The organism is Glaciihabitans arcticus (genome assembly GCF_004310685.1).
Lineage (GTDB): Bacteria > Actinomycetota > Actinomycetes > Actinomycetales > Microbacteriaceae > Conyzicola > Conyzicola arctica.
The window spans coordinates 321,235-343,735 of record NZ_SISG01000001.1; the positions used below are offsets into that span (position 1 = coordinate 321,235).

The window sequence follows — 22,501 nt, forward strand, 5'->3', positions numbered from 1 at the left end:
TGGAGGGTTGCCGCAACGTGACTACTGACCGGCACATCCTTGTCGTCGCGCACACGGGTCGACAGGACTCGCTGTCCGCGGCCGCGCAGGTCTGCAAGCAACTGCTCGACGCGGGCATCAGCCCCGTGCTCACCGCCGAGGAACACGCCGAGGTCGTCGCGTTCAACGGTGCACTCGAACCGATGCAGATACTGAGCCAATCGGCGAACGGCGACGGGGTGAAGATCGGCGACCTCGAGCTCGTCATCGTGCTTGGCGGTGACGGCACCATCCTGCGTGCCGCCGAACTCACGCGCGGCTGCTCGGCGCCCCTGCTCGGGGTCAACCTCGGGCACGTGGGCTTCCTCGCGGAGAGCGAGCGCGAAGACCTCACCGAGACCGTGACCCGCGCGCTGGCGCGCGACTATCTGGTCGAAGAGAGGATGACGCTCAACGTACGCGTCAAAGTCAACGCCGAGGTGATCTACGAGACCTGGGCCCTCAACGAGGCAACCGTGGAGAAGGCCAGCCGCGAGCGAATGCTCGAGGTCGTCATCGAGATCGACGGGCGTCCGCTCAGCTCGTTCGGTTGCGACGGCGTCGTTATGTCGACGCCGACCGGCTCGACCGCTTACGCGTTCTCCGCCGGCGGTCCCGTTGTCTGGCCGAGCCTCGACGCGATGCTGCTCGTGCCGCTCAGCCCACACGCTCTTTTTGCGCGCCCCCTCGTCGTTGGACCGGATTCCGCCCTCGCCGTCGAGGTTCTCGACCGCACCCAGGGCACCGGTGTGCTCTGGTGCGACGGTCGCCGCTCGCGTGACCTGCCCCGCGGCGCTCGTGTTGTCGTGCGCCGCTCGCCGGTTCCGGTGCGCCTCGCACGCCTGTCGCAGGGTCCCTTCACTGATCGTCTCGTACGCAAGTTCAACCTGCCGGTCACCGGCTGGCGCGGCCCGATCGGCGAGGAGGGCGGGCAGTGATCGAAGAGATCTCGATCCGCAACCTCGGTGTCATCGGTGAGGCGCGGCTGCCGCTCGGCCCCGGCTTCACAGCCATCACCGGCGAGACTGGCGCGGGCAAGACCATGGTCGTCACGGCCCTCGGCCTGCTGCTCGGTGAGCGGTCAGACGCTGCGGCGATCCGATCCGGAGCCGACTCGGCTGTCGTGGAGGGTCACTGGCAGATCGACGACGGGGGAGCGGTAGCTGAACGGGTGCGCGACGCCGGCGGCGATCTCGATGACGGCGAGCTCATCCTCGGTCGTTCCGTATCGCAGGAGGGTCGCAGTCGTGCGGTCGTCGGCGGGCGGGCGGCACCCGTCGGTGTTCTGGGTGAGATCGGCCAGCAGCTGGTCGTTGTGCACGGGCAGTCCGACCAGGTGCGCCTTCGTTCGGCGACGGCGCAGCGCGAGGCGCTCGATCGCTTCGCCGGTACAGAGCTCGCGACGCTGCTCGGCAGCTACCAGGAGACCTACCGCCGCTGGCAGTCCAACCAGGGCGAGCTCGACGTGCTGGTCGCGGAGCGCGACCGACGGCAGCGCGAGGCCGAAGAGCTGCGCGTCGCCATGACCGAGATCGAGAACGCCGCGCCCCGCCGTGGAGAAGACGTCGAGCTCTCCGAGCGCTCGGACCGCCTCACCAACCTCGAAGACCTGCGCCTCGCCGCGGCCCAGTCGCTCGAGCTTGTGTCGGCCCAGGCGGGCGACGATGCTCCGGATGCCCTCACTCTCCTCGATTCCGCGCGTCGCCAGATCGAGCGGGTCGTCGATCACGACCCGTCCCTCGCGCCCATCACCGAAGCCCTCACCGTGGCAACCGTCGCCGTGACCGAGGTCTCCGGCCTGCTCTCCACCTACCTCAGCGGTCTCGACAGCGACGGCGGACGCGAACTCGAGTCGGTGCAGGAGCGTCGCTCCGAGCTCGCGGCCCTCGTGCGCAAGTTCGGGACGTCGCTCGACGAGGTCATCGACTACCTCGACACCGGCAGCGGACGCCTGCTCGAGCTCGACAACGACTCCGACCGCATCGACGCCCTCGGCAGCCAGGTCGAGGCGGACCGGGCCGACCTCGTCGACCTCGCCGCGCGCCTGAGCGAGCTTCGTCGCGATTACGCCGTGCGCCTGTCGGAGCGCGTCACGGGCGAGCTGGCCGCGCTGGCCATGGCGAGTGCTCGGGTGACCGTCGAAGTGACGGATCGCTCCGAGTATTCACTCACCGGCAAGGATCAGGTGGCGATCCTGCTGCAGCCGCACTCGGGCGCCGACCCGCGTCCGCTCGGCCGTGGCGCCTCGGGTGGCGAGCTCTCGCGGGTGATGCTCGCGATCGAGGTCGTGATCGCCGGAAGCGACCCCGTGCCCACATTCATCTTCGACGAGGTCGACGCCGGCGTCGGCGGTGCCTCGGCGATCGAGATCGGTCGCCGGTTGGCCCGCCTCAGCCGCACGGCTCAGGTCATCGTCGTCACGCACCTCGCCCAGGTGGCGGCCTTCGCCACCAACCACCTGAGCGTCACCAAGGACAGCGACGGATCCGTCACCGCGAGCAGTGTCACTCAGCTGCACGGCGAGGAGCGGATCGCCGAGATGGCGCGCCTGCTCTCCGGCCTGCCCGACTCCGAGAGCGGGCTGCAGCACGCGCGCGAGCTCATCGAGACGGCGCGGGCGCTGGATAGCTAGCTCGGCCTGATCTCGACGAGCTCGATCTACGGCGCCTAGAGCACCTTCTTCCAGACACCCTCGTAGCCCCACGCGACGAACCCGATCTCCTCGTTGACCGACAGCATCGGCCGGTTCTCCTCGGCGTTGAATGTGGTCACCGACGGGTGTCCCGGAGCGTGCTGGTCCAGAAACGCGAGGTTGGCGAGCTTGAGGATCATCCCGAGCCGGTGACCGCGGTGCTCCTTGAGCACGATCGTGTCGCCCTGCATGACCGGGCGGCGCAGCTCGGGCGGCACCGTGAGCTCCGTGAAGCCCGACGCGGCGCCGGTGGCCGTGTGCACGGCGAGGGTTGTGAGGGTCACGCGGGGGCTCGATTCCAGCGCATCGTCCTCCTCGGACACCCGTTCGGCGGTCCAGGGGTTGTCATCCGGCTCGAGCCCGGCGAAGGGTGCGTCGGTCTGCATGCGGGTACGGAGAAGCGCGATCGCCTCCAAGAAAGCAACGGGCGTCCGCCCCGCCCACGACTCGAGGTGGTAGTCCGGGGCGAGCGGCAGCGGTGCGGGAGTGAACGGCAGGTCGAGCCGCGACATCCTCGCCACCTGTTCGAGGCTGAAGCCGCGGGCAAGGGCGAACCTCGTCGAAGCCGAGTCGCGGGGCACTGAGCCGAAACCGGTGGGCGACTCCAGCACGGGCCCCTCGGTTGCCTTCTGCGGGGACTCTCCCTGCAGCACGGTCTTACTTTCGCTGGCGGCGAGGGCGAGCAGCGCGTCGTAGAGAGCGGCGCCGATACCTCGCCGCCGGAAGTCCGGGAGTACTTCGATGGAGATCCAGCCGACCGGTGTCGGGTCGTCGGGCGGGTCGGTGTCGTAGATGGCGCGACCGACGATGCGGCCGTCCACCCGTGCCACGAGCGCGACCTTCGGCTGCCACGAGCGCTGATACATCGGCAGCAACTCGGCCGGCTCGAGCGACAGGTCATGGTTACCGACGGACTCGGCCTCGATCTCGTTACGCACCCGGACCATCTCGGCGAAGGCTTCGTCGACGGTCGCCGGGATCACTAGTTGTTCGATGGTGAATGTCATAGTTCCTTCTTCCACGCGCCTTCGTACCCGATGGGTACGAAGCCCACGGCTTCGTTCACATCGAGCATGTGGCGGTTCTCTTCTGCATTAAACGTGATGATTGCGGGATGCCCCGGCCGCGCCCTCTGCAGGTGCTCGATGTTCGCGGTCTTGAGCAGCATGCCGAGCCGGTGCCCCCGATGCTCGGCCAACACCAGAGTGTCTTCCTGCCCGACCGGGCGGTCGAGTTCGGCCGGTGCCGACAGCACGCTGAATCCGACCAGTCGACCGGATGCCTCGTGCTCGACGACGGCAAACAGCTCCGTTCGCGGGCTCGCCTCGAAGCGCTCCTGGTTCTCGCGGAGGCGGTCGGCCGTCCAGACGTCTTCCGGTTCCTCCAGCCCGGCGCTGGGGGCGTCCGTGCTCATGCGCGTGAGCAGGTGCGCGACGTCGGCGAGCCAGTTCTCCGGGGTGCGACCGACCCACGTGTGAACGCGGTAGCCCGCGGGCACGGTGAAGGACACACGTGCCGGTAGGGCGAGCCGCGAGGCGCGCTCCACCTGCTCGAGGGCGAAGCCGCGCGCCACAAGGAAGCGCACCTCCGCGTTGTCGCGGGGAACCGATCCGAAGCCGGTCGGCGGCACGAGGCGGTCGCCCGGGCCATCCGCGGACACGACGTAGAGGATGAGCCGCTTCAGTCCGGCCTCGCGGGCGATGGACTCGACGTGCGAGAGCAGCGCAGAGCCGATGCCGCGGTTGCGGTAGTCCGGGAGCACCCCTCCGCCGAGCCATGCGGTGCCGGTGACGTCATCCCGAAGCGTGCTGAAGAACACCCGGGCCACGATGCGCCCGTCGGCCCGCACGACGAACAAGCGGATGGGCTGCGTCTCGTCGTGCCAGCCCGGCAGCGACTCGGCGGCGGTATAGCTCAGTTCGTCGGTGCCATACCCCTCGAGCTCGAGGGCGTTCTTGACGTCCACCGCGGCGAGGAAGTCGGCGGCCTCGGGCACGTCGACGGAAACAGGGGGCAGTATCTCTTCGACCAGGTGGTCACTCATGCGGTCCTCCATCCGGGCAGCCGACCAGAATACATCCGCAGGGGCCCGACGAAACGGATCGCAACCGGTTTGTTGTAGAAGGGAAGGGCCGTGGAGTCGGGTACCGTATACCGAGACTTTCCGGCCGGAAGAAAGGGTGTGCGCGTGTATCTCAAGAGCCTCACCCTCAAGGGCTTCAAATCCTTCGCGCAACCGACCACCTTCGCGTTCGAGCAGGGCGTCACGTGTGTCGTCGGCCCGAACGGTTCCGGCAAGAGCAACGTCGTCGACGCGCTCGCCTGGGTCATGGGCGAGCAGGGCGCCAAGACGCTCCGCGGCGGAAAGATGGAGGACGTCATCTTCGCGGGCACGGCGACCAAGGGTCCGCTGGGCCGCGCCGAGGTCATCCTCACCATCGACAACACCGACGGTGCGCTGCCAATCGACTACACCGAGGTTGCGATCAGCCGCACGCTGTTCCGCAACGGTGGCAGCGAGTACGCGATCAACGGCGAGGCCTGCCGCCTGCTCGATGTGCAGGAGCTGCTCTCCGACTCCGGTCTCGGCCGCGAGATGCACGTTATCGTCGGCCAGGGCCAGCTCGACAACGTGCTGCGCGCGACCCCCGAGGAGCGCCGCGGCTTCATCGAGGAGGCCGCTGGAATCCTCAAGCACCGCCGCCGCAAAGAGAAGACCATCCGCAAGCTCGACGCGATGCAGGCCAACCTCACGCGCCTGTCCGATCTAGCGGGCGAGATCCGTCGCCAGCTCAAGCCGCTCGGTCACCAGGCCGAGATCGCACGCGAGGCCCAGTCGATCGCCTCGATTGTTCGGGATGCCCGCGCTCGCCTCCTGGCCGACGAAGTGGTCGAACTCCGCTCCGCGATCACCGTGTCCAGTCGTAGCGAGAGCGAGCGCAAGACCGAGCGCATCGTGCTGCAGGAGCAGCTCGACCAGGCCAAGCTGCGCGAGGGCCGCATCGAGCAGGCCCAGATCGGTGACGCCGTCGACATCGCCCGCCGCACCGCCTTCGGGCTCGAGTCGGTGCAGGAGCGCCTGCGCGGCCTGTACTCCCTCGCCAACCAGCGCCTCGCGCTGCTCGGCCAGGAGGGCGGCTCGGCGTCCATCGGCACCTCCGTCAGCCAGAGCATGGTCGATGACGCCAAGGCGGAGGCCGCGCGGCTGCAGGGTGAGGTCGCCGAAGCGGAGGAGTCCGTGGGGCGGGCTGCCGCGGCATCCGCCACCGCACGCGCTTCTCTCGACTCGCTCGACGAGGAGATCTCGGCGCAGAGCGCTCTCGTCTCCCGCCACGCCCTCGAGCTGGCTGGCCACGCGAGCCGCGTCGAGGTCGCCCAGTCCAAGCTGGCCGCCACGCGCGGTGAGCTTTTGCGCCAGAAGAACGCCCTCGAACTCGCGGAGGAGCGTCGCGACGCCACCCGCGTCGAATTCGTCGCCCTCGAAGCGGAGGCCGCCACGAGTGAGGCCGGCGACGGGTCGCTCGACAAGGCCTACGAAGAGGCCGAAGCCGCGGTCGCTGCCCTTCTGGTCGAGATCGAGACGGTTCGGGATGACCTGCACACCTCCGAGCGTGAGCGGGACGGCCTCGCCGCCCGCAACTCGGCACTCTCCCTCGCCGTCGACCAGAAAGACGGCTCGACCGCTTTGGTCGCCGCGAACCTCGACGGCATCCGCGGACTCGTCGCCGAGCACGTGAAGATCGAGCCCGGGTTCGAGGCGGCCATCGCCGCCGCGCTCGGGTCGCTCGCCGATGCCGTGCTGGCTGAGAACCGTGACTCCGCCATCTCCGCCCTCGAGCAGTCCGCGAGCCGCGACTTCGGCCGGGTCGAGGTCGTCGTGGCCGACTCGGGTCGCGTGAACGTGGCCTCCGGCGACTTCGGCGAGGGCGCACGACTCGCCCAGGATGTCATCGAGGCCCCCGACGGCGTGCGCGGTCTGCTCGCGTCCGTCGTCATCACCGACGACCTCGACGTCGCCCGCCGTGTCTTCGCCGACCCCGCGCTCGCGGAATCCGACCTCACCTTCGTGACCCGCTCTGGCGACGTGCTGACCCGCTACGTGCTGCGCGGTGGTTCCGGCGCCAAACGCTCACGTCTCGAACTCGTCGCTGAACGGGATGCCGCGGCCGCGGGTCTCGAGGTCGTGACAACGCAGATCGAGCGCACGCGCTTCCTGCTCGCCGAGAAGCGGGCGGGCCTCGAGGCGGCCAGGGTGGATGCGACGACGGCCCTCACCGCCCTTCGGGAGTTCGACGCCGCGCTCGCCGCGCAGAGCGAGCAGCTCGGACGCTTCCGCATCCAGCTCGAGGCCGCGCAGGCCGAGTGGGAGCGACTGTCCGCAGCGGTGTCGATGTCTGCCGAGACCGTGCGCACCGCAGAGGCGGATGTGGACCGCGCCAAGGCCGAACACGACCAGTACGACGCGACGCCCCGGCCCATGCTCGACGTCTCCAACCGCGACGCGGTACTCCTCGAGGTTGACGGCGCGCGCGCGGCCGAGCTCGAGCAGCGCATTCAACTCGAGACGATTCGCGAAAGGGTTCGCGCGGAGCTTGCGCGCGCGGCATCCCTCGGCCAACAGTTGGAAGCGGACCGCGCGGCAGCGGAGGAACACGCCCGACTCGCGGTGCTGCGCCAGCGCCAGATCGCGTCGGCCACCTTCGTCGTCGAGGCCCTGCCCGCCGTTCTGGATGCCGTCGACCGCTCGGTGTCGCAGGCGCGCTTCGATCTTGCCGAGGCCGAGTCAGAGCGCTCCGCCCAGAACGAGGAGCTCGCCGAGCTGCGTCGCCAGGAGACTTCGCTGCGCGAGCGCCTGCACGCGGTCAGCGAGAACGTGCACGGCCTCGAAATGCAGATCTATGAGAAGAAGCTGCACCTGTCGACCCTGCTCGAGCGCGCCGGCGAAGAGCTCGGACTCGTCGAGGATGTGCTCGTCGCCGAGTACGGCCCCGAGGTGCCGGTGCCGATAGACGGCGCCCCGGAAATCGAGCCTGCCGAGACCACGTCAAGCGAAGCCGAGACGGACCCGACCACGGTGCCCTACGTCCGCATCGAGCAGGAGGCCCGCCTCGCCAAAGCCGAGCGCAAGCTCGCCCAGCTCGGTCGAGTGAACCCGCTCGCCCTCGAGGAGTTCGCGGCCCTCGAGCAACGTCACAAGTTCCTTACCGAGCAGCTCACCGACCTCACCAACACCCGCAAGGACCTGCTCACGATCATCGAGGAGATCGACGAGAAGATGGAGGACATCTTCTCGGCGGCCTTCGAGGACACCAGGGCCGCCTTCAACCAGGTCTTCCCGGTGTTGTTCCCGGGCGGCACCGGCAGCATCCACCTGACCGATCCCGAGAACATGCTCACGACCGGCATCGAGGTCAGCGTGCGTCCGGCCGGCAAGAAGATCGAGCGCCTCTCGCTGCTGAGCGGTGGCGAGCGCAGCCTCGCGGCCGTCGCCCTGCTGATTGCGATCTTCAAGGCGCGCCCCAGCCCGTTCTACATTATGGATGAGGTCGAAGCAGCGCTCGATGACGCGAACCTCGGGCGCCTGCTGCAGATCTTCGAAGACCTGCGCCAGACCAGCCAGCTCATCGTCATCACCCACCAGAAGCGCACGATGGAGATCGCGGATGCGCTCTACGGCGTCTCGATGCGGTCGGACGGCATCAGCGCCGTCGTCGGCCAGCGGGTCGGTCGCGAAGCGAGCTAGCTCTTCGTGAGGTCCTGGGCGAGCATCACGATGATGTCGCTCGGGCCGCGCAGGTAGGTCAGCTTGTAGACGTCCTGGTAGTTGGCGACGCCCCGCAGGGGGAAGCAGCCGTGCTTCGCCGCGATCTCGAGAGCAGCGTCGATGTCGTCGACCGAGAACGCGATGCGGTGCATGCCGATGTCGTTGGGGCGGGTCGGCTTCGACTCGACCGCCTCCGGGTGGATGTACTCGAACAATTCGATCTGCCCGTGCCCATCCGGAGTCTGCAGAACCGCGATCTTCGCGTGGTTGCCGTCCAGGTCTACGGCGGTGTCCGCCCACTCGCCGCTGACCTCGTCGCGGCCGACGAGGGTCAGGCCGAGGTCGGTGAAGAAGGCGATCGTCGCCTCGATGTCACGCACGGCTATGCCGATGTTCTCCAACTTGATGGTCATGCGGGGAATGCTAGCCCAACCGCTTCTCGCCCGGCGTCAGCACCCGCAGCCAGCGGTGCCCGTAGCCGTCGAGCGCGACGTGCACGGTGCCATCCTCCTCGGGGTGGAACGACGTGCCGTCGAGCAGCAGGTCGACGAGCTTTGTGCCCTCGTCGAGATCCGTGAGCCTGAACGTGACACCCGCCGGCTCGCTCGCGAGATTGTGCAGGGCGACCAGGCGCCCCTCGCCATTCGCCATCGAGTGCACGAGCACGGAGGGCGCATCCTGTTTGATGACAGCGAACTCGCCCCAGCCGATCTCGGCGGAGGCCCGGTAGCGCTCGATGAGACGCCGCATGAAGTGCAATAGAGAGTCGGGGTCGTGACGCTGGGCGCTTGCATTGATGTGCTCGGGGGAGAAGCCGCCCTCGGTGACCGGTGCGGTGAGCTTGCGGGGGCTGGCCGAAGAGAAGCCGCCGTTCGCTGACGCGTCCCACTGCATCGGGGTGCGCACCGAGCTGCGACCCTCGATCTTCAGGTTCTCGCCCATGCCCAGCTCCTCGCCGTAGAACAGCACGGGGGTGCCCGGCAGGGAGAACAGCAGGCTGTAGACCATGCGGATTCGGCGCGGGTCGCCGTGCAGCATAGACGGCAGGCGACGCACGATGCCTCGGCCGTAGACCTGCATCTCCTCCTCGGGGCCGAAGGCGGCGAAGACCTCCTCGCGTTCCTCGTCACTCAGTTTGTCCAGTGTGAGCTCATCGTGGTTACGCACGAAGTTGGCCCACTGGGACTCGACGTGGGTTGCCGGACGAGACGCTATCGCGTCGACGAGAGGGGATGCATCCTCTCTCGCCAGCGACAGGTACAGGTTCTGCATCACAATGAAATCGAATTGCATGGTGAGTGCATCGCCGTCGGTGCCCCCGTAGAAGTCGAGCTGGTCCTTGCGCTCGACGTTCACCTCACCGAGCATGATCGCCTCGCCCGAGCGACGGCCGAGGAAGGAACGCAGCGATCGGAAGTACTCCATCGGGTCGCCGAGCTCACCCGCAGCGGGGGAGGCGCCCGAGGTGTCGAGCAGGAAGGGCACGGCGTCGAGGCGGAACCCCGAGACGCCCATCTGCAGCCAGAAGCCCATGATCTTGGCGATCTCGTCGCGCACCTTCGGGTTGGTGACGTTGAGGTCGGGCTGGAACTTGTAGAAGCTGTGCAGGTAGTACTCGCCGGTCTTCTCGTCGAGCTCCCAGATGCTGTCCTCCTTGTCGGGGAACACCGGCTCCGGCTCCTTGGCCGGCTTCTTCTTCTGCCAGACGTAGTAGTCGCGGTACGGGTTGTCGAGGCTTGCGCGCGAGGCCTTGAACCACGGGTGCTGGTCGGAGGTGTGGTTGACGACCAGGTCGATGATGACGCGCATACCGCGGTCGCGGGCAGTGCGGATCACCTCGACGATATCGCCGTGATTGCCGAGCCGCGGGTCGACTCCGTAGAAGTCGGTGACGTCATAGCCGTCATCCTTGTCGGGTGTCGGATAGAACGGCATCAGCCACAGGCAGGTGACACCCAGCTCCTGCAGGTAGTCCATGCGGTGGGAGAGGCCCTCGAAGTCGCCGATGCCGTCTCCGTTCCAGTCCATGTAGGTCTCGACGTCGAGGCAGTAGATGACAGCAGTCTTCCACCACAGGTCGCTTGTGTCGGTGATTCGCATCCCACCCACGCTATTGAGGTAGGGGCTCTCTTTGCGTCCCCTGTCAGGGAACCCTCAGGGCGCCTCTCCGGCCGGTGGTGCCGTGCCGGTACCCTGTTACCCATGGCTGAACGCTCCACCCCCTGGTCCCTCGGCGGCGCCCTCCGCGGCATGTTCGCGAAGAAGACCATCGACGACGACACGTGGGAGGACCTCGAAGACGCCCTCATCTCGGCCGACTTCGGCCCGGACATCACCGACTCGGTCATCTCGCAGCTGCGCGCGAACGTCGACAAATACAAGACGACAGACCCCGCCGATCTGAAGAGGATGCTGCGCGAAAGCCTCGAGGAACGTTTCGCCGCCTACGACCCCACCCTCACTCTCAGCGCGCGTCCCGCGGTTGTGCTGGTCGTGGGAGTCAACGGAGTCGGCAAGACCACAACGATCGGCAAGTTCGCCCGGTTCCTGGTCGGGCACGGGCGAACCGTCGTTGTGGGGGCAGCCGACACGTTCCGCGCGGCTGCCGTCGAGCAGCTCGCGACCTGGGCCGAGCGCGGGGGAGCGCAGATCGTGCGCCCGCAGATGGAACGACAGGATCCGGCCTCTGTCGCGTTCCAGACCGTCGAGTTCGCGACCCGCGAGGGCATCGAGATCTGCATCATCGACACGGCAGGCCGGCTCCAGACCAAGAGCGGGCTGATGGACGAGCTCGGCAAGATCCGCCGGGTGATCGAGAAGCAGACCGAGATCGCCGAGGTGCTGCTCGTGCTCGACGCCACGACCGGGCAGAACGGTGTCGCCCAGGCCGAGGCCTTCATCCAGCACGCGGGAGTCACCGGACTCGTCATCTCGAAACTCGACGGCTCGGCCAAGGGCGGCTTCGTTCTCGCGGTTCAGGAGCGCACGGGCATCCCGATCAAACTCGTCGGGCAGGGTGAGGGAATCAACGACCTCACCGGCTTCACGCCCCACGTCTTCGTGGCGAACCTCGTCGGTTAACGTTCTGCACGCGCCGGGTGAACGCTCGGTGACATCGGGCTGGGTGCCTCTGGACGCACAATACGGTGCTGTGTAGCGCGCTGTTGCGCGGTTCCGTCACGCTGCCCAAAGGATGTCCCGTGTTCTCACGCTCGACCGAGAGTTCGCGGCTTCCGCGACTCAGCAAGCCCGCCGCCTGGTTCACCACCGCTGTGCTCACCCTGTCGGGTGTGGCCTTCTCGGGTGCTCCCGCCTTCGCCGCTGACTCCGCCGAGCTGGTCGTCGTCTCCGTCGACACGGCGGGCGGAACGGGACTCGCCACGCCCTCGCTCGTGACCGTCAACTCGGACGGCACCGCCTCGTCGAAGCCGACGGTGTCGCTTCCCGCGGCGGCGGACGGAACCAACAAGCCGCTGTCGCTCAGTGGATCCTCGAGTGCGCAGGGCTACCTCAAGCGCTCCGCCGACGGACGCTATCTCGTGCTCACCGGCTACGCGGGAGCCCCGGGCTCGTACACCGCCGGCGACCCGAAGGACTCGACCGCAGCAGCCCTCGAACGCGTCATCGGACGCGTCGACAACACCGGCGCCGCAGACACCAGCACCGGGCTCGGTGCCGCTATGAGCCTCAGTCACTCCCGCGCCGCGACCAGCGCAGACGGCAGCGCGTTCTACGTCACGGGCAACGGTGCCGACGGCACCCCCGCCGGCGGCGTGCTGCGCGTCGACCTCGGCGGTGCGAACGCCACGTCCGTCTCCGGCGCCTGGGCCAATACCCGCGTCGTCGACATCGCCGACGGCAAGCTGTTCGCCACCTCCGACAAGACCCCTGTCAAGGGTCTTGGCTTCTGGCCGAACCTGCCCACGACATCGACCGCACCGACCGCCGCGTTCACGCTCGCAGGCACACCGACCGACTTCGCGCTGCTCGACGTCGACGCAACCGTGCCCGGAGTCGACACCGCCTACGTCATCGCGGAGGGTGCGGTGGGCATCGCCAAGTTCACCTCGAACGGCACTGCCTGGACCGCCCGCGGCACGCGTCCGATCGCCGCCCAGTCGCTCACCGCTCGCGTCAACAACGGCGCCGCCGAATTGTTCGTCGTGCAGGGTTCGGCCGTGGGCAACTCGCTCGTCTCGGTCACCGACACCGCCGCAGCCCAGGGCGCGGCGATCTTCTCGGATGCGACAGTGCTCTCGACCTCGACCGGCACTACCTCCTACCGGGGCGTGGCGCTCGCACCGGCCGGCTGGAACCCGGTCGCACCCGAGGTGCCCGAGGAACCGGCCAACCTGCCGATCATCGTCTTCTCGCGCGCCGAGACCGCCGGCACCGTCGGCCGCACCGACAACCCGACGACGACCTTCATCGTCTCCGACGAGGAGACGGCCGCGGCTGACCTGACCGTCGCCATCACCGGTACTTCGAACTCCGACGTCGTTGATGAGGATGACGTCTCCATCACCGGGTCCGGCGCCGAGCGCACCGTCACGGTCACCCCCAGGGCGCGCGGCTACCGCGCCGCGCTGACCTTCACGGTCACCGACGCCGACGGGAACACGGGCACGGCGACGCTGACCTACTCGGCCTCGGGTGCGCTCGCGTCATCGACCGGTTTCTACTACTACGGCTCGTCCGACACCTCGACGATCGTCGAGGCCGGCGACGGCTACATCCTCACCGCGAACGACGAGAACCAGACCATCGGCCTGTACAAGCAGGGCGTCTCGGGATACGCCGTCAAGGAGTTCTCGTTCCCGGCGATCGCCGGCTCCGAGATCGACATCGAGGGTGCTGATCGCGTCGGTAACGTCATCTACTGGACGGGATCGCACGGCAACTCGCGCACGGGAGGCGTCAAGGTCGAGCGCCGCAACGTGTTCTCGACGACGGTCACGGGCGAAGGCGCATCCACCGAACTGGCATACGGCTCGAGCTTCTCGGGACTCTGGAGCCAGCTGCGCGACTGGGACTCGACCAACGGTCACGGTCTCGGCGCCAACACGCTCGGCTTCGTCGCGGCGACCGCGGAGGGCGTTCTGCCCAACCCGCCGAGCGGCTTCAACATCGAGGGCTTCGAGTTCGCACCGGGCAGCACCACGACCGCGTACTTCGGATTCCGTGCCCCGTCGATCGGCGCCGACCAGAACGCGCTCATCGTGCCGGTGACCAACCTGCCCGCGCTCGTCGGCGGGGAGGCAAGCCAGGCCGCCTTCGGCGCGCCGATCCTGCTCGATCTCGGCGGACGCACTATCCGAGCGATCGCGAAGAACGCGGCCGACCAGTACCTCATCTCCGCCGGCCCCGGCGCCGTAGAGAACAGCTGGGCGCTCTACACCTGGGATGGCGACCCGCTGACCCAGCCCGCGTTCAACCGCGCCCTGCCCGATACGGATGCCGCGACCACGGGTTCATGGGAATCCATCGCACCCCTGCCCGCGAACCTCGCGGCGGGTGCTGCGGTGGAGCTCATCGCCGACACCGGCGACGCCACCCTCTACAACGGTACGGAGAACAAGGATCTCAACGTCAACATCCAGAAGGCCTACTCGGACACGTTCGAACTCGCCGGGGTTCCGGCGACCGTCATCTCCTTCGATGCGACGATCTCGGGTCGCGCGAACGTCAACAAGCTGCTCAGCACGGTCGTCACCGACGCCTCGCCGTCCGGTGTGACGTTCGGCTACCAGTGGCTGCGCAACGGCACGGCGATCAGCAAGGCGACCGCCTCGACCTACCGGGTCACGTCGAGCGACTACCTCAAGCGACTGAGCGTGCGCGTCACGGCTACAAAAACGGGGCTCGCGCCGACAGTTCGCACGAGTGCCGCGACAGCTATCGTGGGCAAGAAGCTCGTCGCCGTGACGGGAGTGCCCACGGTCACGGGCTCAGCCACGGTCGGGGCGACCCTCACCATCTCGGGCGGTGCCGTGAAGAGCACTCCCTCGAGCGGAACCAAGCGCACCTATCGCTGGTACGCGGACGGCCTGCCCATCGCCGGCGCGACCTCGACGAAGTACGTCGTCGGCGCGGCGACGATCGGCAAGACGATAACGGCCCGCATCGCTGTATCGAAGTCGGGATACGCGTCGGGTACCACGTTCAGTGCTCCCACCGCAGCCGTAGTCCCCGGCGCGATCACCTCGGTGACGGCGCCTCGGATCACCGGTACGGCGAAGTCCGGCTCGGTACTCACGGCAACGGGGGATACCTGGAGCGCAACCGGAATTGCGAAGAAGTACGCGTGGTACGCGACTTTTGGAGACGAGACACCCGTGCTCGTGCAGCTCTCGACCGCGAAGACCTTCGTCCCCACCTGGGAGCACGTCGGTGCGGTCATCACCGTCGAGATCACGGCGACCCGCCAGGGCTTCAGCTCCGACGCGTCGGACCGCTCGGCTGCCACGGCGGTCGTGCGGTAGGGCCAGAACGCAGGAGAGCCCGTCGACCTCCGGTCGGCGGGCTCTTGCGTCTGTTGGGCACTAGCCCCCGTTGGCGACCTTGTGCGCGTGGCTCAGCTCCGCGTAGTGGCGGGCGTTCTCGATGAGGCTCATCCGCTCGTCCTCCGAGAGCTGGCGCACGACCTTGGCCGGAACGCCGGTCACGAGCGAGTTGGCGGGGATCGCGGTGTACTCGAGCACAACCGCGCCGGCGGCGACGAGGGACCCGGCGCCGACGACGGCACCGTTCAGGATCGTCGCACCCATGCCGATGAGGCAGTCGTCCTCGATCGTGCAGCCGTGCAGCACGGCACCGTGGCCGACGCTGACCCGCGATCCGACACTCAGCACGAGGCCGGTGTCGGTGTGCATCGACACGTTGTCCTGGATGTTGCTGCCGGCTCCGATACGAATCTGGTCGGTGTCGGCACGGATGACGGAGCCGTAGAACACGCTGGAGTGGGGATCGAGTGTCACCGATCCGATGAGGGTCGCATTCGGGGCGACCCACGCTGTTGCATCAATCTTCGGAGACACGTTTCCGAAGGGAACAATAAGGGGCATTCCATAAGGTTAAGTCACTGGCGGCCCCCAAACGCAACGTGTGGTCCCTTTGCTTGACAGTCGCCCTTAAACTGGAGGCACTATGGCCACCTTTGGAAACCTCTCGGATCGTCTCGCCGATACCTTCAAGAACCTTCGCGGCAAGGGAAAACTCAGCGCCGCAGACGTCGACGGCACCGTCCGCGAGATCCGTCGCGCGCTGCTAGAAGCCGACGTCGCGCTCGACGTCGTCAAGGACTTCACCGGCAGGGTGCGCGAGCGCGCCCTCGGTGACGAGGTCTCCAAGGCCCTGAACCCCGCACAGCAGGTCGTGCAGATCGTCAACGACGAACTGGTGACGATCCTCGGTGGCGAGAGCCGTCGCATCCAGTTCGCCAAGACCGCGCCGACCGTCATCATGCTGGCTGGCCTGCAGGGTGCCGGTAAGACGACCCTCGCCGGCAAGCTGGCCAAGTGGCTCGCCGCCGACAACCACACGCCGCTCCTGGTCGCCGCCGACCTCCAGCGCCCCAACGCCGTCACGCAGCTGCAGGTCGTAGCCGAGCAGGCCGGTGTCGCCGTCTTCGCCCCCGAGCCCGGCAACGGCAAGGGCGACCCGGTCAAGGTCGCGAAGCAGGCGCTCAAGCACGCGAAGGACAAGCAGTACGACGTGGTCATCATCGACACCGCCGGCCGCCTCGGCGTCGACGCGGAGCTCATGAAGCAGGCCGCGGATATCCGCAAGGCGACCGACCCCGATGAAGTGCTCTTCGTGATCGACGCGATGATCGGTCAGGATGCCGTTGTGACGGCCAAGGCCTTCCAGGACGGCGTCGACTTCACCGGAGTGGTGCTCTCCAAGCTCGACGGCGATGCCCGCGGTGGTGCAGCGCTCTCCGTTGCCTCGGTCACGGGTCGCCCCATCCTGTTCGCGTCGACCGGTGAGGGTCTCGACGACTTCGAGCCCTTCCACCCCGACCGTATGGCGAGCCGCATCCTCGACCTGGGTGACATCCTCACCCTCATCGAGACCGCGCAGAAGAACTTCGACGAAGAAGAGTCGCGCAAGGTCGCCGAGAAGCTCGCGACCGACAACTTCACCCTCGAGGACTTCCTCGGGCAGATGCAGCAGCTCAAGAACATGGGCTCGATCAAGAGCATGCTGGGCATGCTGCCGGGCGCCAAGGGCATGCGTGACCAGCTCGACAACTTCGACGAATCCGAGATCACGCGCACGGAGGCGATCATCCAGTCGATGACCGTCATGGAGCGCCGCCAGCCGAAGGTTCTCAACGGCTCGCGCCGCGTGCGCATCGCGAAGGGCTCGGGTACCACGGTGACCGAGGTCAACGCTCTCGTCAACCGGTTCGACCAGGCCGCCAAGATGATGAAGACGGTTGCCAAGGGCGGGATGCCGCAGATGCCCGGCCTCGGCCCGATTCCCGGCGCCAAGTTCGGCGGCGCGAAGGCGCAGCAGCCCAAGAAGAAGGGCTCGAAGTCGGGCAACCCGGCCAAGCGTGCTGCGGAGAACGCGGCCCTCGCGAGCGGCGCCACTCCCAGCGCGGCCCCGTCGGGCTCAGGATTCGGCCTCGGCAAGCAGGCCGGCGGACCCTCCGAGGACGAGCTGGCGAGCCTGCAGAAGTTCCTCGGGCGCTAGACCTGGCGCCACATTGCGGCAAGTGGGGAGTTTGTCGCTCCGGGCTCCCTCATTGCCGCAATCCGAGGGCTACGGTCGAGCCATGAAACGTCTTGTCTCTCTTGCGGCGCTGCTCCTTTTCGTCACGGGATGCGCGGCGACCGCCCCCGCGAGCCCCGGGGGCGTCTCGAGCGACCCGTCGAAGCTCGTCGGAGTCTGGCGTGTCAGCGATGCCGCGGGGGCGGGCGCCGACACCTGGCTACGCCTGGCCGACGACGTGATGGTCTGGTCGGACTGCGGGGTCTCCTCGGGATCATGGACCGCCCGGGGCAGTGCCCTGCTCGTGGACATCTATTCCCAGAGCGACGACTCCTGCCTGCTGGGCCGTGTCTTCGATCCGACCCCCTGGCTGAGCCAGGCGACGGGCTATCGGGAGACGAACACCGGAATGGCGCTGCTGGACTCGGGCGGCTCGGTTGTGGCGAACCTCACGATCGACGGTGCGCCGCCCACCTCAGAGCAATATCTCGACGAGTACACCGAACAGCCGACCGAGACGGTGGAGTTCGAGAAGCCGGCGCACCTCCCCGAGGGGGTCACGGCCCCGAAGGACATCGTTGGGCGGTGGATCGACCCGGCACACCCCGCAGATGGAACGTTCATCGAGTTCGCAGGAGACGGCACGTACGAGGGCTCCGACGGCTGTAACGGCGTGAGCGGGCGCTACAGCTACGCACCTGACGGCTCGCTGCTGGCGACGCAGGGACTCACAACACTCATGGGATGCGAAGGGTCCGCGATCGCCGACCTGGCGAGCACCTCGCCCCTGGTCGGGGTAGCCGGGGAGGGGCTCGCGTTTTACTCCGCCGCGGGCGACGTCGCGATCACCGTCGTGCGAGACTGACGCACCCGGATCCCGGGCGTAGGCTCGAACCATGACTACGCGCCCCGTTCGCATCGGTGTCCAGATCCAGCCCCAGCACGCAACGTACGAGAAGATTCGCGACACTGCCGTCGAGCTCGAAGAGCTCGGTGTCGACATCCTCTTCAACTGGGACCACTTCTATCCGCTGAGCGGTGAGCCCGACGGCCTGCACTTCGAGTCGTGGACCATGCTCGCCTCACTCGCCGAGCTGACCACCCGCGTCGAGCTGGGTGCCCTCGTCAACTGCAATAGCTACCGCAACGCCAACCTGCAGGCTGACATGGCCCGCACGATCGACCACATCAGCGCGAAGGGCGGCACCGGTCGCTTCATCTTCGGCACCGGCTCCGGCTGGTTCGAGCGCGACTACGACGAGTACGGCTACGACTTCGGCACCGTCGGCACACGCCTCGACGCGCTCGCCCGCGACCTGCCCATCATCGAGGACCGCTGGGGCAAGCTGAACCCGGCGCCGACCCGCAAGATCCCCGTGCTGATCGGCGGCGGCGGCGAGAAGAAGACGCTGCGCAGCGTCGCGACCCACGCCGACATCTGGCACTCGTTCAGCGACCCGGCGACCCTCGAGCGCAAGCTCGGCATCCTCGCCGAGCACGGCGCCGCGGTCGGGCGCGACGTGAGCGAGATCGAGATCTCCACCGAGATCGGCAAGCGCTCGGTCGCCGACGTCGAGGCGCAGTACGACATGGGTGCCACGCTGTTCACGGTCGGCATCTCCGGCCCCGACTACGACTACTCGGCCCTCACCGACTGGCTGGCCTGGCGCGACAGCAAGAACGCCTAGCCCTTCAGCTCCTCCACGAGCGACGCAACGACCGCTCGCAGGTCGCCGTCGTTATGCGCTCCCACGGCGAGCTGCCGCTCGTAGGGTGCGCCGCCCGTGAGGGTGTCCTCGATTCCCATGAGTTCGTCGAGACAGCCGAGTCGGGCGGCGATCGGCTCGGGCCTCGCGATCAACTCGCGCAGGTCATCCCGAACCTCGCCCTCATTGCCGTGGGAGTCCTTGATGATGATCGCGTCGAGCCCGTAGCGGGCCGCGCGCCACTTGTTCTCGCGCACGTACCAGGGCTGCAGCTGGTCGATCTCCTCACCGTTGTCAAGGCGAGTCGACAGGTCTTCGACCACACACTGCGAAAGCGCGGTGAGGGATGCAACTTCCCGCACGGTCGGCAGGCCATCACAGAATCGCAGCTCGACCGTGCCCCACTTCGGCGAGGGTCGAACGTCCCAGCGCAGCTCGGAGTGGTCGTCGATCACGCCGACATGGGTGAGGTCGGCGACGATCTCCTCGTAGTTCGCCCACGCGCCCAGCTGCGGCGGCAGGCCTGCGGTCGGCAACTGCTGGAAGAGCAGTGCGCGATTGGATGCGTAGCCCGTCGCAACTCCAGCCCAGTACGGGCTCGAGGCGGAGAGCGCCTGGAAATGCGGGTAGTAGCCGAGGAGTCCGTTGAGGATGGGCAGGGCCTTGTCGCGCTCCTCGATGCCGACGTGCATGTGCACGCCCCAGATGAGCATCTGGCGGCCCCACCAGCGGGTGCGGTCGATGAGGGTGGCGTAGCGCTCGTGATCGGGCGTCACGGCCTGCTCCTGCCACTGGCTGTAGGGGTGCGTGCCCGAGCACATGAGGTCGACGCCGATCGGATCGGTCACCTCGCGCAGGCGGTCGATCATCGTCTCGAGCTCCGTGACGGCGTCACCGACCCGCGCGTGCGGTCCGCTCACGACCTCCACGGTGTTGGTCAGCAGCTCGGCGGTCACCTGCGGGAAGCCGTCGTCGTGCGACGCTCCCATCGCCGCGAGGATCTCGGGTGCCGCGGGGGCGAGTTCGCCGGTCTCCCGGTCGACGAGGGCGAGCTCCCACTCGATGCCGACATTGGAGCGTTCGCTGGTGCCGAAATCGATTCCCATGGGGCGATTCTGGCAGCAACCGCCGTTTCTCCGACCCTTTACTGCCATCGTTCGGGGCGTGTCTGCAGCAAGCGCTAACGTGAGCGCATGACCATGGCCCCTCCAGCTCGCGCCCTCACCCCGCTGGTGATCGCCGCCATCACCGTCACTGTGCTGGCCTGGGCGAGCGCGTTCATCGTCATCCGGGGTGTGGGCGAACACTTCGGCGGCGGCTCACTCGCGCTCGGCCGCCTCGCCGTCGGTGCTGTATTGCTATCGCTCGTGCTCATCGGCCGCGTGTGGGTTCGCCCCACCGCCCGCGAGTGGGTGCAGATCGCGAGCTACGGCGTCATCTGGTTCGGCTTCTACAATGTCGCGCTGAACATCGCAGAGCAGACCCTCGATGCCGGCACAACAGCGATGATCGTGAACATCGGACCTATCCTTATCGCGCTCGGCGCGGGGGTGTTCCTGCGTGAGGGAATCCCGAAGTGGCTTGCCATCGGCGCGGCAATCGCTTTCGGGGGAGTGATTCTCATCGGAATCGGCACGGGCGGCGCCCGCATCGACGGTGCCGGAGTCGCATGGGCGCTCGCCGCAGCGGTCGGCTATGCAGCGGGTGTACTGCTGCAGAAGCCCACCCTGCGCCGCCTGCCCAACCGCCAGGTCACCTTTCTCGGCTGTGCCATCGGGCTCATCTCCTGCCTCCCGTTCACGGGCTCCCTGCTGGCTGACCTCGCGGTCGCCCCCATCGAAAGCATCCTCGGAATGGTCTACCTCGGAGCCGTTCCGACTGCCCTGGCCTTCAGCACCTGGGCGTACGCGCTGTCTCGCATGCCGGCCGGCCAACTCGGCGTTTCCACCTACCTGGTGCCGCCGCTCGCCATCCTCTTCGGCTTCCTCGTGTTCTCCGAGGTGCCGGTGCCGCTCGCGATCGCGGGTGGGGTGCTGTGCCTTGCGGGTGTCGCGGTATCGCGCAGAAAGCCCCGCGTTTCGGTTCCGGCCGAAAGTCTGGCAGAATAGCCAGTCGAGTCTTGTCGTGCCGACCCTCTAATCCGTGCGACAACGATCCATCAGAGCTTTTTTGCCGAGTGTGCCCCCACGCTCACGGCGACCGGTTCGCCACCCAAAACACTTGTCTGTCAAGACAAACACTTAATTCAGGAGAATTGTGGCTGTAAAGATTCGTCTCAAGCGCTTCGGCAAGATCCGTGCGCCGTATTACCGCATCGTCGTAGCTGACTCGCGCACCAAGCGCGATGGTCGCTCGATCGAAGAAATCGGCAAGTACCACCCGACCGAAGAGCCCTCGTTCATCGAGGTCGACTCGGCTCGTGCGCAGTACTGGCTCAGCGTCGGCGCTCAGCCGTCCCCGCAGGTCGAGGCCATCCTGAAGCTCACGGGCGACTGGGGCATCTTCAAGGGTGACAAGAACGCCGTCAGCACCGTGAAGACCAAGGAAGCCAAGGTCGAGTTCCAGGCTGACGAGAAGAAGAAGCCGGTTCTCAAGCCCAAGGCTGAGAAGCCCGTCGAGGCTCCCGTCGTCGAGGAGCCGGCCGCCGAAGAGGCAGCCGCTCCCGCCGAGGACGCAGCAGTCGAGGCACCCGCAGTCGAAGAAGCGCCCGCAGCAGAGGCCGCACCGGCCGCTGACGCAGACGCCGACGCAGACAAGGCGTAGTAATGCTGGCTCCCGCTCTCGAGCACCTCGTCAAGGGGATCGTCGATCACCCTGAAGACGTGCAGGTAGCAGCAAAGAGCTCGCCACGTGGCGAGGTCTTCGAGGTGCGCGTGCACCCCGAGGACCTCGGCCGCGTGATCGGCCGCGCTGGCCGAACCGCGAAGGCGCTTCGCACCCTGGTCTCGGCTCTTGCCGACGGCCGCAAGGTGCGCGTCGACGTGGTGGACACCGACTTCTAACCCGGTGGCCTCCGCAGAACAGCCCCCACGCACCCAGTTGCGGGTCGGGCGCCTGACCAAGGCGCACGGCCTCAAGGGTGCCATCAAGGTCGAGCTCTACACCGATGACCCCGCTCATCGGTTCACACCCGGCGCGATCTTCTCGCTCCAGGTTCCCACCGGCACGCCGTGGCACGGAAAGACCCTCGAGCTCATCGAGCTCAAGTGGTACAACTCCCACGCCGTCGCATTCTTCAAGGATGTGCCGGACCGCGACACCGCCGAGACCCTGGTCAAGGCGATCCTCTGGGTCGACCAGGACCTCGCCGAACTGCCCGAAGAAGAAGATGCCTGGTTCGATCACCAGCTCATCGGACTCAAGGTGCTGCGCGACGGCGTCCAGGTCGGCACCGTGTCGCAGATCGACCACTTCCCGGCGCAGGACCTCCTCACGGTGGCCACCGCGACCGGCGACGTGCTGGTTCCGTTCGTCAAGGCGATTGTCGCCTCGGTCGACGTGAAGGCCGGCACGCTGGTCGTCACCCCGCCGCTCGGGCTCTTCGAGGAGCTGCCCGACGACGAGGACAAGAAGCCGCAGACCGCACCGACCGCCGAGTAACGA

The 22,501-nt window shown here is 67.5% G+C and carries 18 protein-coding genes; 12 read left to right on the forward strand and 6 right to left on the reverse strand.

The genetic code is table 11. The features are described from left to right. Positions 1-17: 17 nt before the first annotated feature. A complete protein-coding gene (locus tag EYE40_RS01450) occupies positions 18-956 on the forward strand; it encodes an NAD kinase (RefSeq protein WP_130980272.1) in 939 nt (312 codons plus the stop codon). Then, complete coding sequence (recN, locus tag EYE40_RS01455) at positions 953-2,650, forward strand: DNA repair protein RecN (RefSeq protein WP_130980273.1); 1,698 nt, start codon at positions 953-955, stop codon at positions 2,648-2,650. The genes EYE40_RS01450 and recN overlap by 4 nt, the downstream gene beginning before the upstream one ends. Positions 2,651-2,685: 35 nt before the next feature. On the opposite strand, the gene EYE40_RS01460 is transcribed toward recN, so the two are convergent. Beyond that, a complete protein-coding gene (locus EYE40_RS01460; RefSeq protein ID WP_130980274.1) occupies positions 2,686-3,717 on the reverse strand; it encodes a GNAT family N-acetyltransferase in 1,032 nt (343 codons plus the stop codon). After that, positions 3,714-4,754 (reverse strand): GNAT family N-acetyltransferase, encoded by a 1,041-nt coding sequence (locus EYE40_RS01465; RefSeq protein WP_161972330.1) that lies wholly within the window; start codon positions 4,752-4,754, stop codon positions 3,714-3,716. The genes EYE40_RS01460 and EYE40_RS01465 overlap by 4 nt, the downstream gene beginning before the upstream one ends. 144 nt (positions 4,755-4,898) lie before the next feature. On the opposite strand from EYE40_RS01465, the gene smc reads away from it, so the two are divergent. Then, complete coding sequence (gene smc, locus EYE40_RS01470; protein WP_130980276.1) at positions 4,899-8,453, forward strand: chromosome segregation protein SMC; 3,555 nt, start codon at positions 4,899-4,901, stop codon at positions 8,451-8,453. On the opposite strand, the gene EYE40_RS01475 is transcribed toward smc, so the two are convergent. Next, a complete protein-coding gene (locus EYE40_RS01475) occupies positions 8,450-8,887 on the reverse strand; it encodes a VOC family protein (protein WP_130980277.1) in 438 nt (145 codons plus the stop codon). The two genes, smc and EYE40_RS01475, sit on opposite strands and share 4 nt — an antisense overlap. Before the next feature lie 10 nt (positions 8,888-8,897). After that, positions 8,898-10,574, reverse strand: coding sequence for an alpha-amylase family protein (locus EYE40_RS01480; RefSeq protein ID WP_130980278.1), 1,677 nt, complete (start codon positions 10,572-10,574; stop codon positions 8,898-8,900). A 102-nt stretch (positions 10,575-10,676) separates the two neighbouring features. Here EYE40_RS01480 and ftsY point away from each other — a divergent pair, with 102 nt between their 5' ends. After that, positions 10,677-11,555 (forward strand): signal recognition particle-docking protein FtsY, encoded by an 879-nt coding sequence (ftsY, locus tag EYE40_RS01485; RefSeq protein ID WP_130980279.1) that lies wholly within the window; start codon positions 10,677-10,679, stop codon positions 11,553-11,555. A gap of 119 nt (positions 11,556-11,674) precedes the next feature. Continuing rightward, entirely contained in the window at positions 11,675-14,956 is a 3,282-nt protein-coding gene (locus EYE40_RS01490; protein WP_130980280.1) for a hypothetical protein, read from the forward strand. 60 nt (positions 14,957-15,016) lie between these two features. Here EYE40_RS01490 and EYE40_RS01495 read toward each other — a convergent pair whose 3' ends face one another. Then, entirely contained in the window at positions 15,017-15,538 is a 522-nt protein-coding gene (locus EYE40_RS01495; RefSeq protein WP_130980281.1) for a gamma carbonic anhydrase family protein, read from the reverse strand. Positions 15,539-15,620: 82 nt separating this feature from the next. On the opposite strand from EYE40_RS01495, the gene ffh reads away from it, so the two are divergent. The 3 genes from ffh to EYE40_RS01510 all read left to right on the forward strand — a co-directional run bounded on the left by ffh (position 15,621) and on the right by EYE40_RS01510 (position 18,880). Beyond that, positions 15,621-17,174, forward strand: coding sequence for a signal recognition particle protein (ffh, locus tag EYE40_RS01500; RefSeq protein ID WP_130980282.1), 1,554 nt, complete (start codon positions 15,621-15,623; stop codon positions 17,172-17,174). An 82-nt stretch (positions 17,175-17,256) separates the two neighbouring features. Continuing rightward, positions 17,257-18,057 carry an META domain-containing protein gene (locus EYE40_RS01505; RefSeq protein ID WP_130980283.1) on the forward strand — a complete coding sequence of 267 codons (801 nt, stop codon included), beginning with the start codon at positions 17,257-17,259 and terminating at the stop codon, positions 18,055-18,057. Between the two features lie 31 nt (positions 18,058-18,088). Next, the gene (locus tag EYE40_RS01510; RefSeq protein WP_130980284.1) at positions 18,089-18,880 is read left to right on the forward strand and encodes an LLM class F420-dependent oxidoreductase; all 792 of its coding nucleotides are present in this window, start codon (positions 18,089-18,091) and stop codon (positions 18,878-18,880) included. On the opposite strand, the gene EYE40_RS01515 is transcribed toward EYE40_RS01510, so the two are convergent. Next, positions 18,877-20,004, reverse strand: a complete 1,128-nt coding sequence (locus EYE40_RS01515; RefSeq protein WP_130980285.1) for a glutamate--cysteine ligase — start codon at positions 20,002-20,004, stop codon at positions 18,877-18,879. The genes EYE40_RS01510 and EYE40_RS01515 overlap by 4 nt on opposite strands. A gap of 87 nt (positions 20,005-20,091) precedes the next feature. Here EYE40_RS01515 and EYE40_RS01520 point away from each other — a divergent pair, with 87 nt between their 5' ends. From EYE40_RS01520 to rimM, 4 genes are all read left to right on the forward strand, one after another. Continuing rightward, a complete protein-coding gene (locus EYE40_RS01520; RefSeq protein ID WP_130980286.1) occupies positions 20,092-21,006 on the forward strand; it encodes a DMT family transporter in 915 nt (304 codons plus the stop codon). 148 nt (positions 21,007-21,154) lie between these two features. Beyond that, positions 21,155-21,661, forward strand: a complete 507-nt coding sequence (gene rpsP, locus EYE40_RS01525) for a 30S ribosomal protein S16 (RefSeq protein ID WP_130980287.1) — start codon at positions 21,155-21,157, stop codon at positions 21,659-21,661. Between the two features lie 2 nt (positions 21,662-21,663). Next, positions 21,664-21,900 carry an RNA-binding protein gene (locus EYE40_RS01530; RefSeq protein WP_130980288.1) on the forward strand — a complete coding sequence of 79 codons (237 nt, stop codon included), beginning with the start codon at positions 21,664-21,666 and terminating at the stop codon, positions 21,898-21,900. A gap of 4 nt (positions 21,901-21,904) precedes the next feature. Further along, a complete protein-coding gene (gene rimM / locus EYE40_RS01535; protein WP_130980289.1) occupies positions 21,905-22,498 on the forward strand; it encodes a ribosome maturation factor RimM in 594 nt (197 codons plus the stop codon). Positions 22,499-22,501: the final 3 nt, after the last annotated feature.

What these genes read in the sequence shown, in the direction of transcription:
- EYE40_RS01460 (WP_130980274.1), bottom strand. Translation starts at nt 3,717, where the DNA reads ATGACATTCACCATCGAACAACTAGTGATCCCGGCGACCGTCGACGAA.
- EYE40_RS01465 (WP_161972330.1), bottom strand. Translation starts at nt 4,754, where the DNA reads ATGAGTGACCACCTGGTCGAAGAGATACTGCCCCCTGTTTCCGTCGAC.
- EYE40_RS01475 (WP_130980277.1), bottom strand. Translation starts at nt 8,887, where the DNA reads ATGACCATCAAGTTGGAGAACATCGGCATAGCCGTGCGTGACATCGAG.
- EYE40_RS01480 (WP_130980278.1), bottom strand. Translation starts at nt 10,574, where the DNA reads ATGCGAATCACCGACACAAGCGACCTGTGGTGGAAGACTGCTGTCATC.
- ftsY (WP_130980279.1), top strand. Translation starts at nt 10,677, where the DNA reads ATGGCTGAACGCTCCACCCCCTGGTCCCTCGGCGGCGCCCTCCGCGGC.
- EYE40_RS01495 (WP_130980281.1), bottom strand. Translation starts at nt 15,538, where the DNA reads ATGCCCCTTATTGTTCCCTTCGGAAACGTGTCTCCGAAGATTGATGCA.
- ffh (WP_130980282.1), top strand. Translation starts at nt 15,621, where the DNA reads ATGGCCACCTTTGGAAACCTCTCGGATCGTCTCGCCGATACCTTCAAG.
- EYE40_RS01505 (WP_130980283.1), top strand. Translation starts at nt 17,257, where the DNA reads ATGAAACGTCTTGTCTCTCTTGCGGCGCTGCTCCTTTTCGTCACGGGA.
- EYE40_RS01510 (WP_130980284.1), top strand. Translation starts at nt 18,089, where the DNA reads ATGACTACGCGCCCCGTTCGCATCGGTGTCCAGATCCAGCCCCAGCAC.
- EYE40_RS01515 (WP_130980285.1), bottom strand. Translation starts at nt 20,004, where the DNA reads ATGGGAATCGATTTCGGCACCAGCGAACGCTCCAATGTCGGCATCGAG.
- EYE40_RS01520 (WP_130980286.1), top strand. Translation starts at nt 20,092, where the DNA reads ATGACCATGGCCCCTCCAGCTCGCGCCCTCACCCCGCTGGTGATCGCC.
- EYE40_RS01530 (WP_130980288.1), top strand. Translation starts at nt 21,664, where the DNA reads ATGCTGGCTCCCGCTCTCGAGCACCTCGTCAAGGGGATCGTCGATCAC.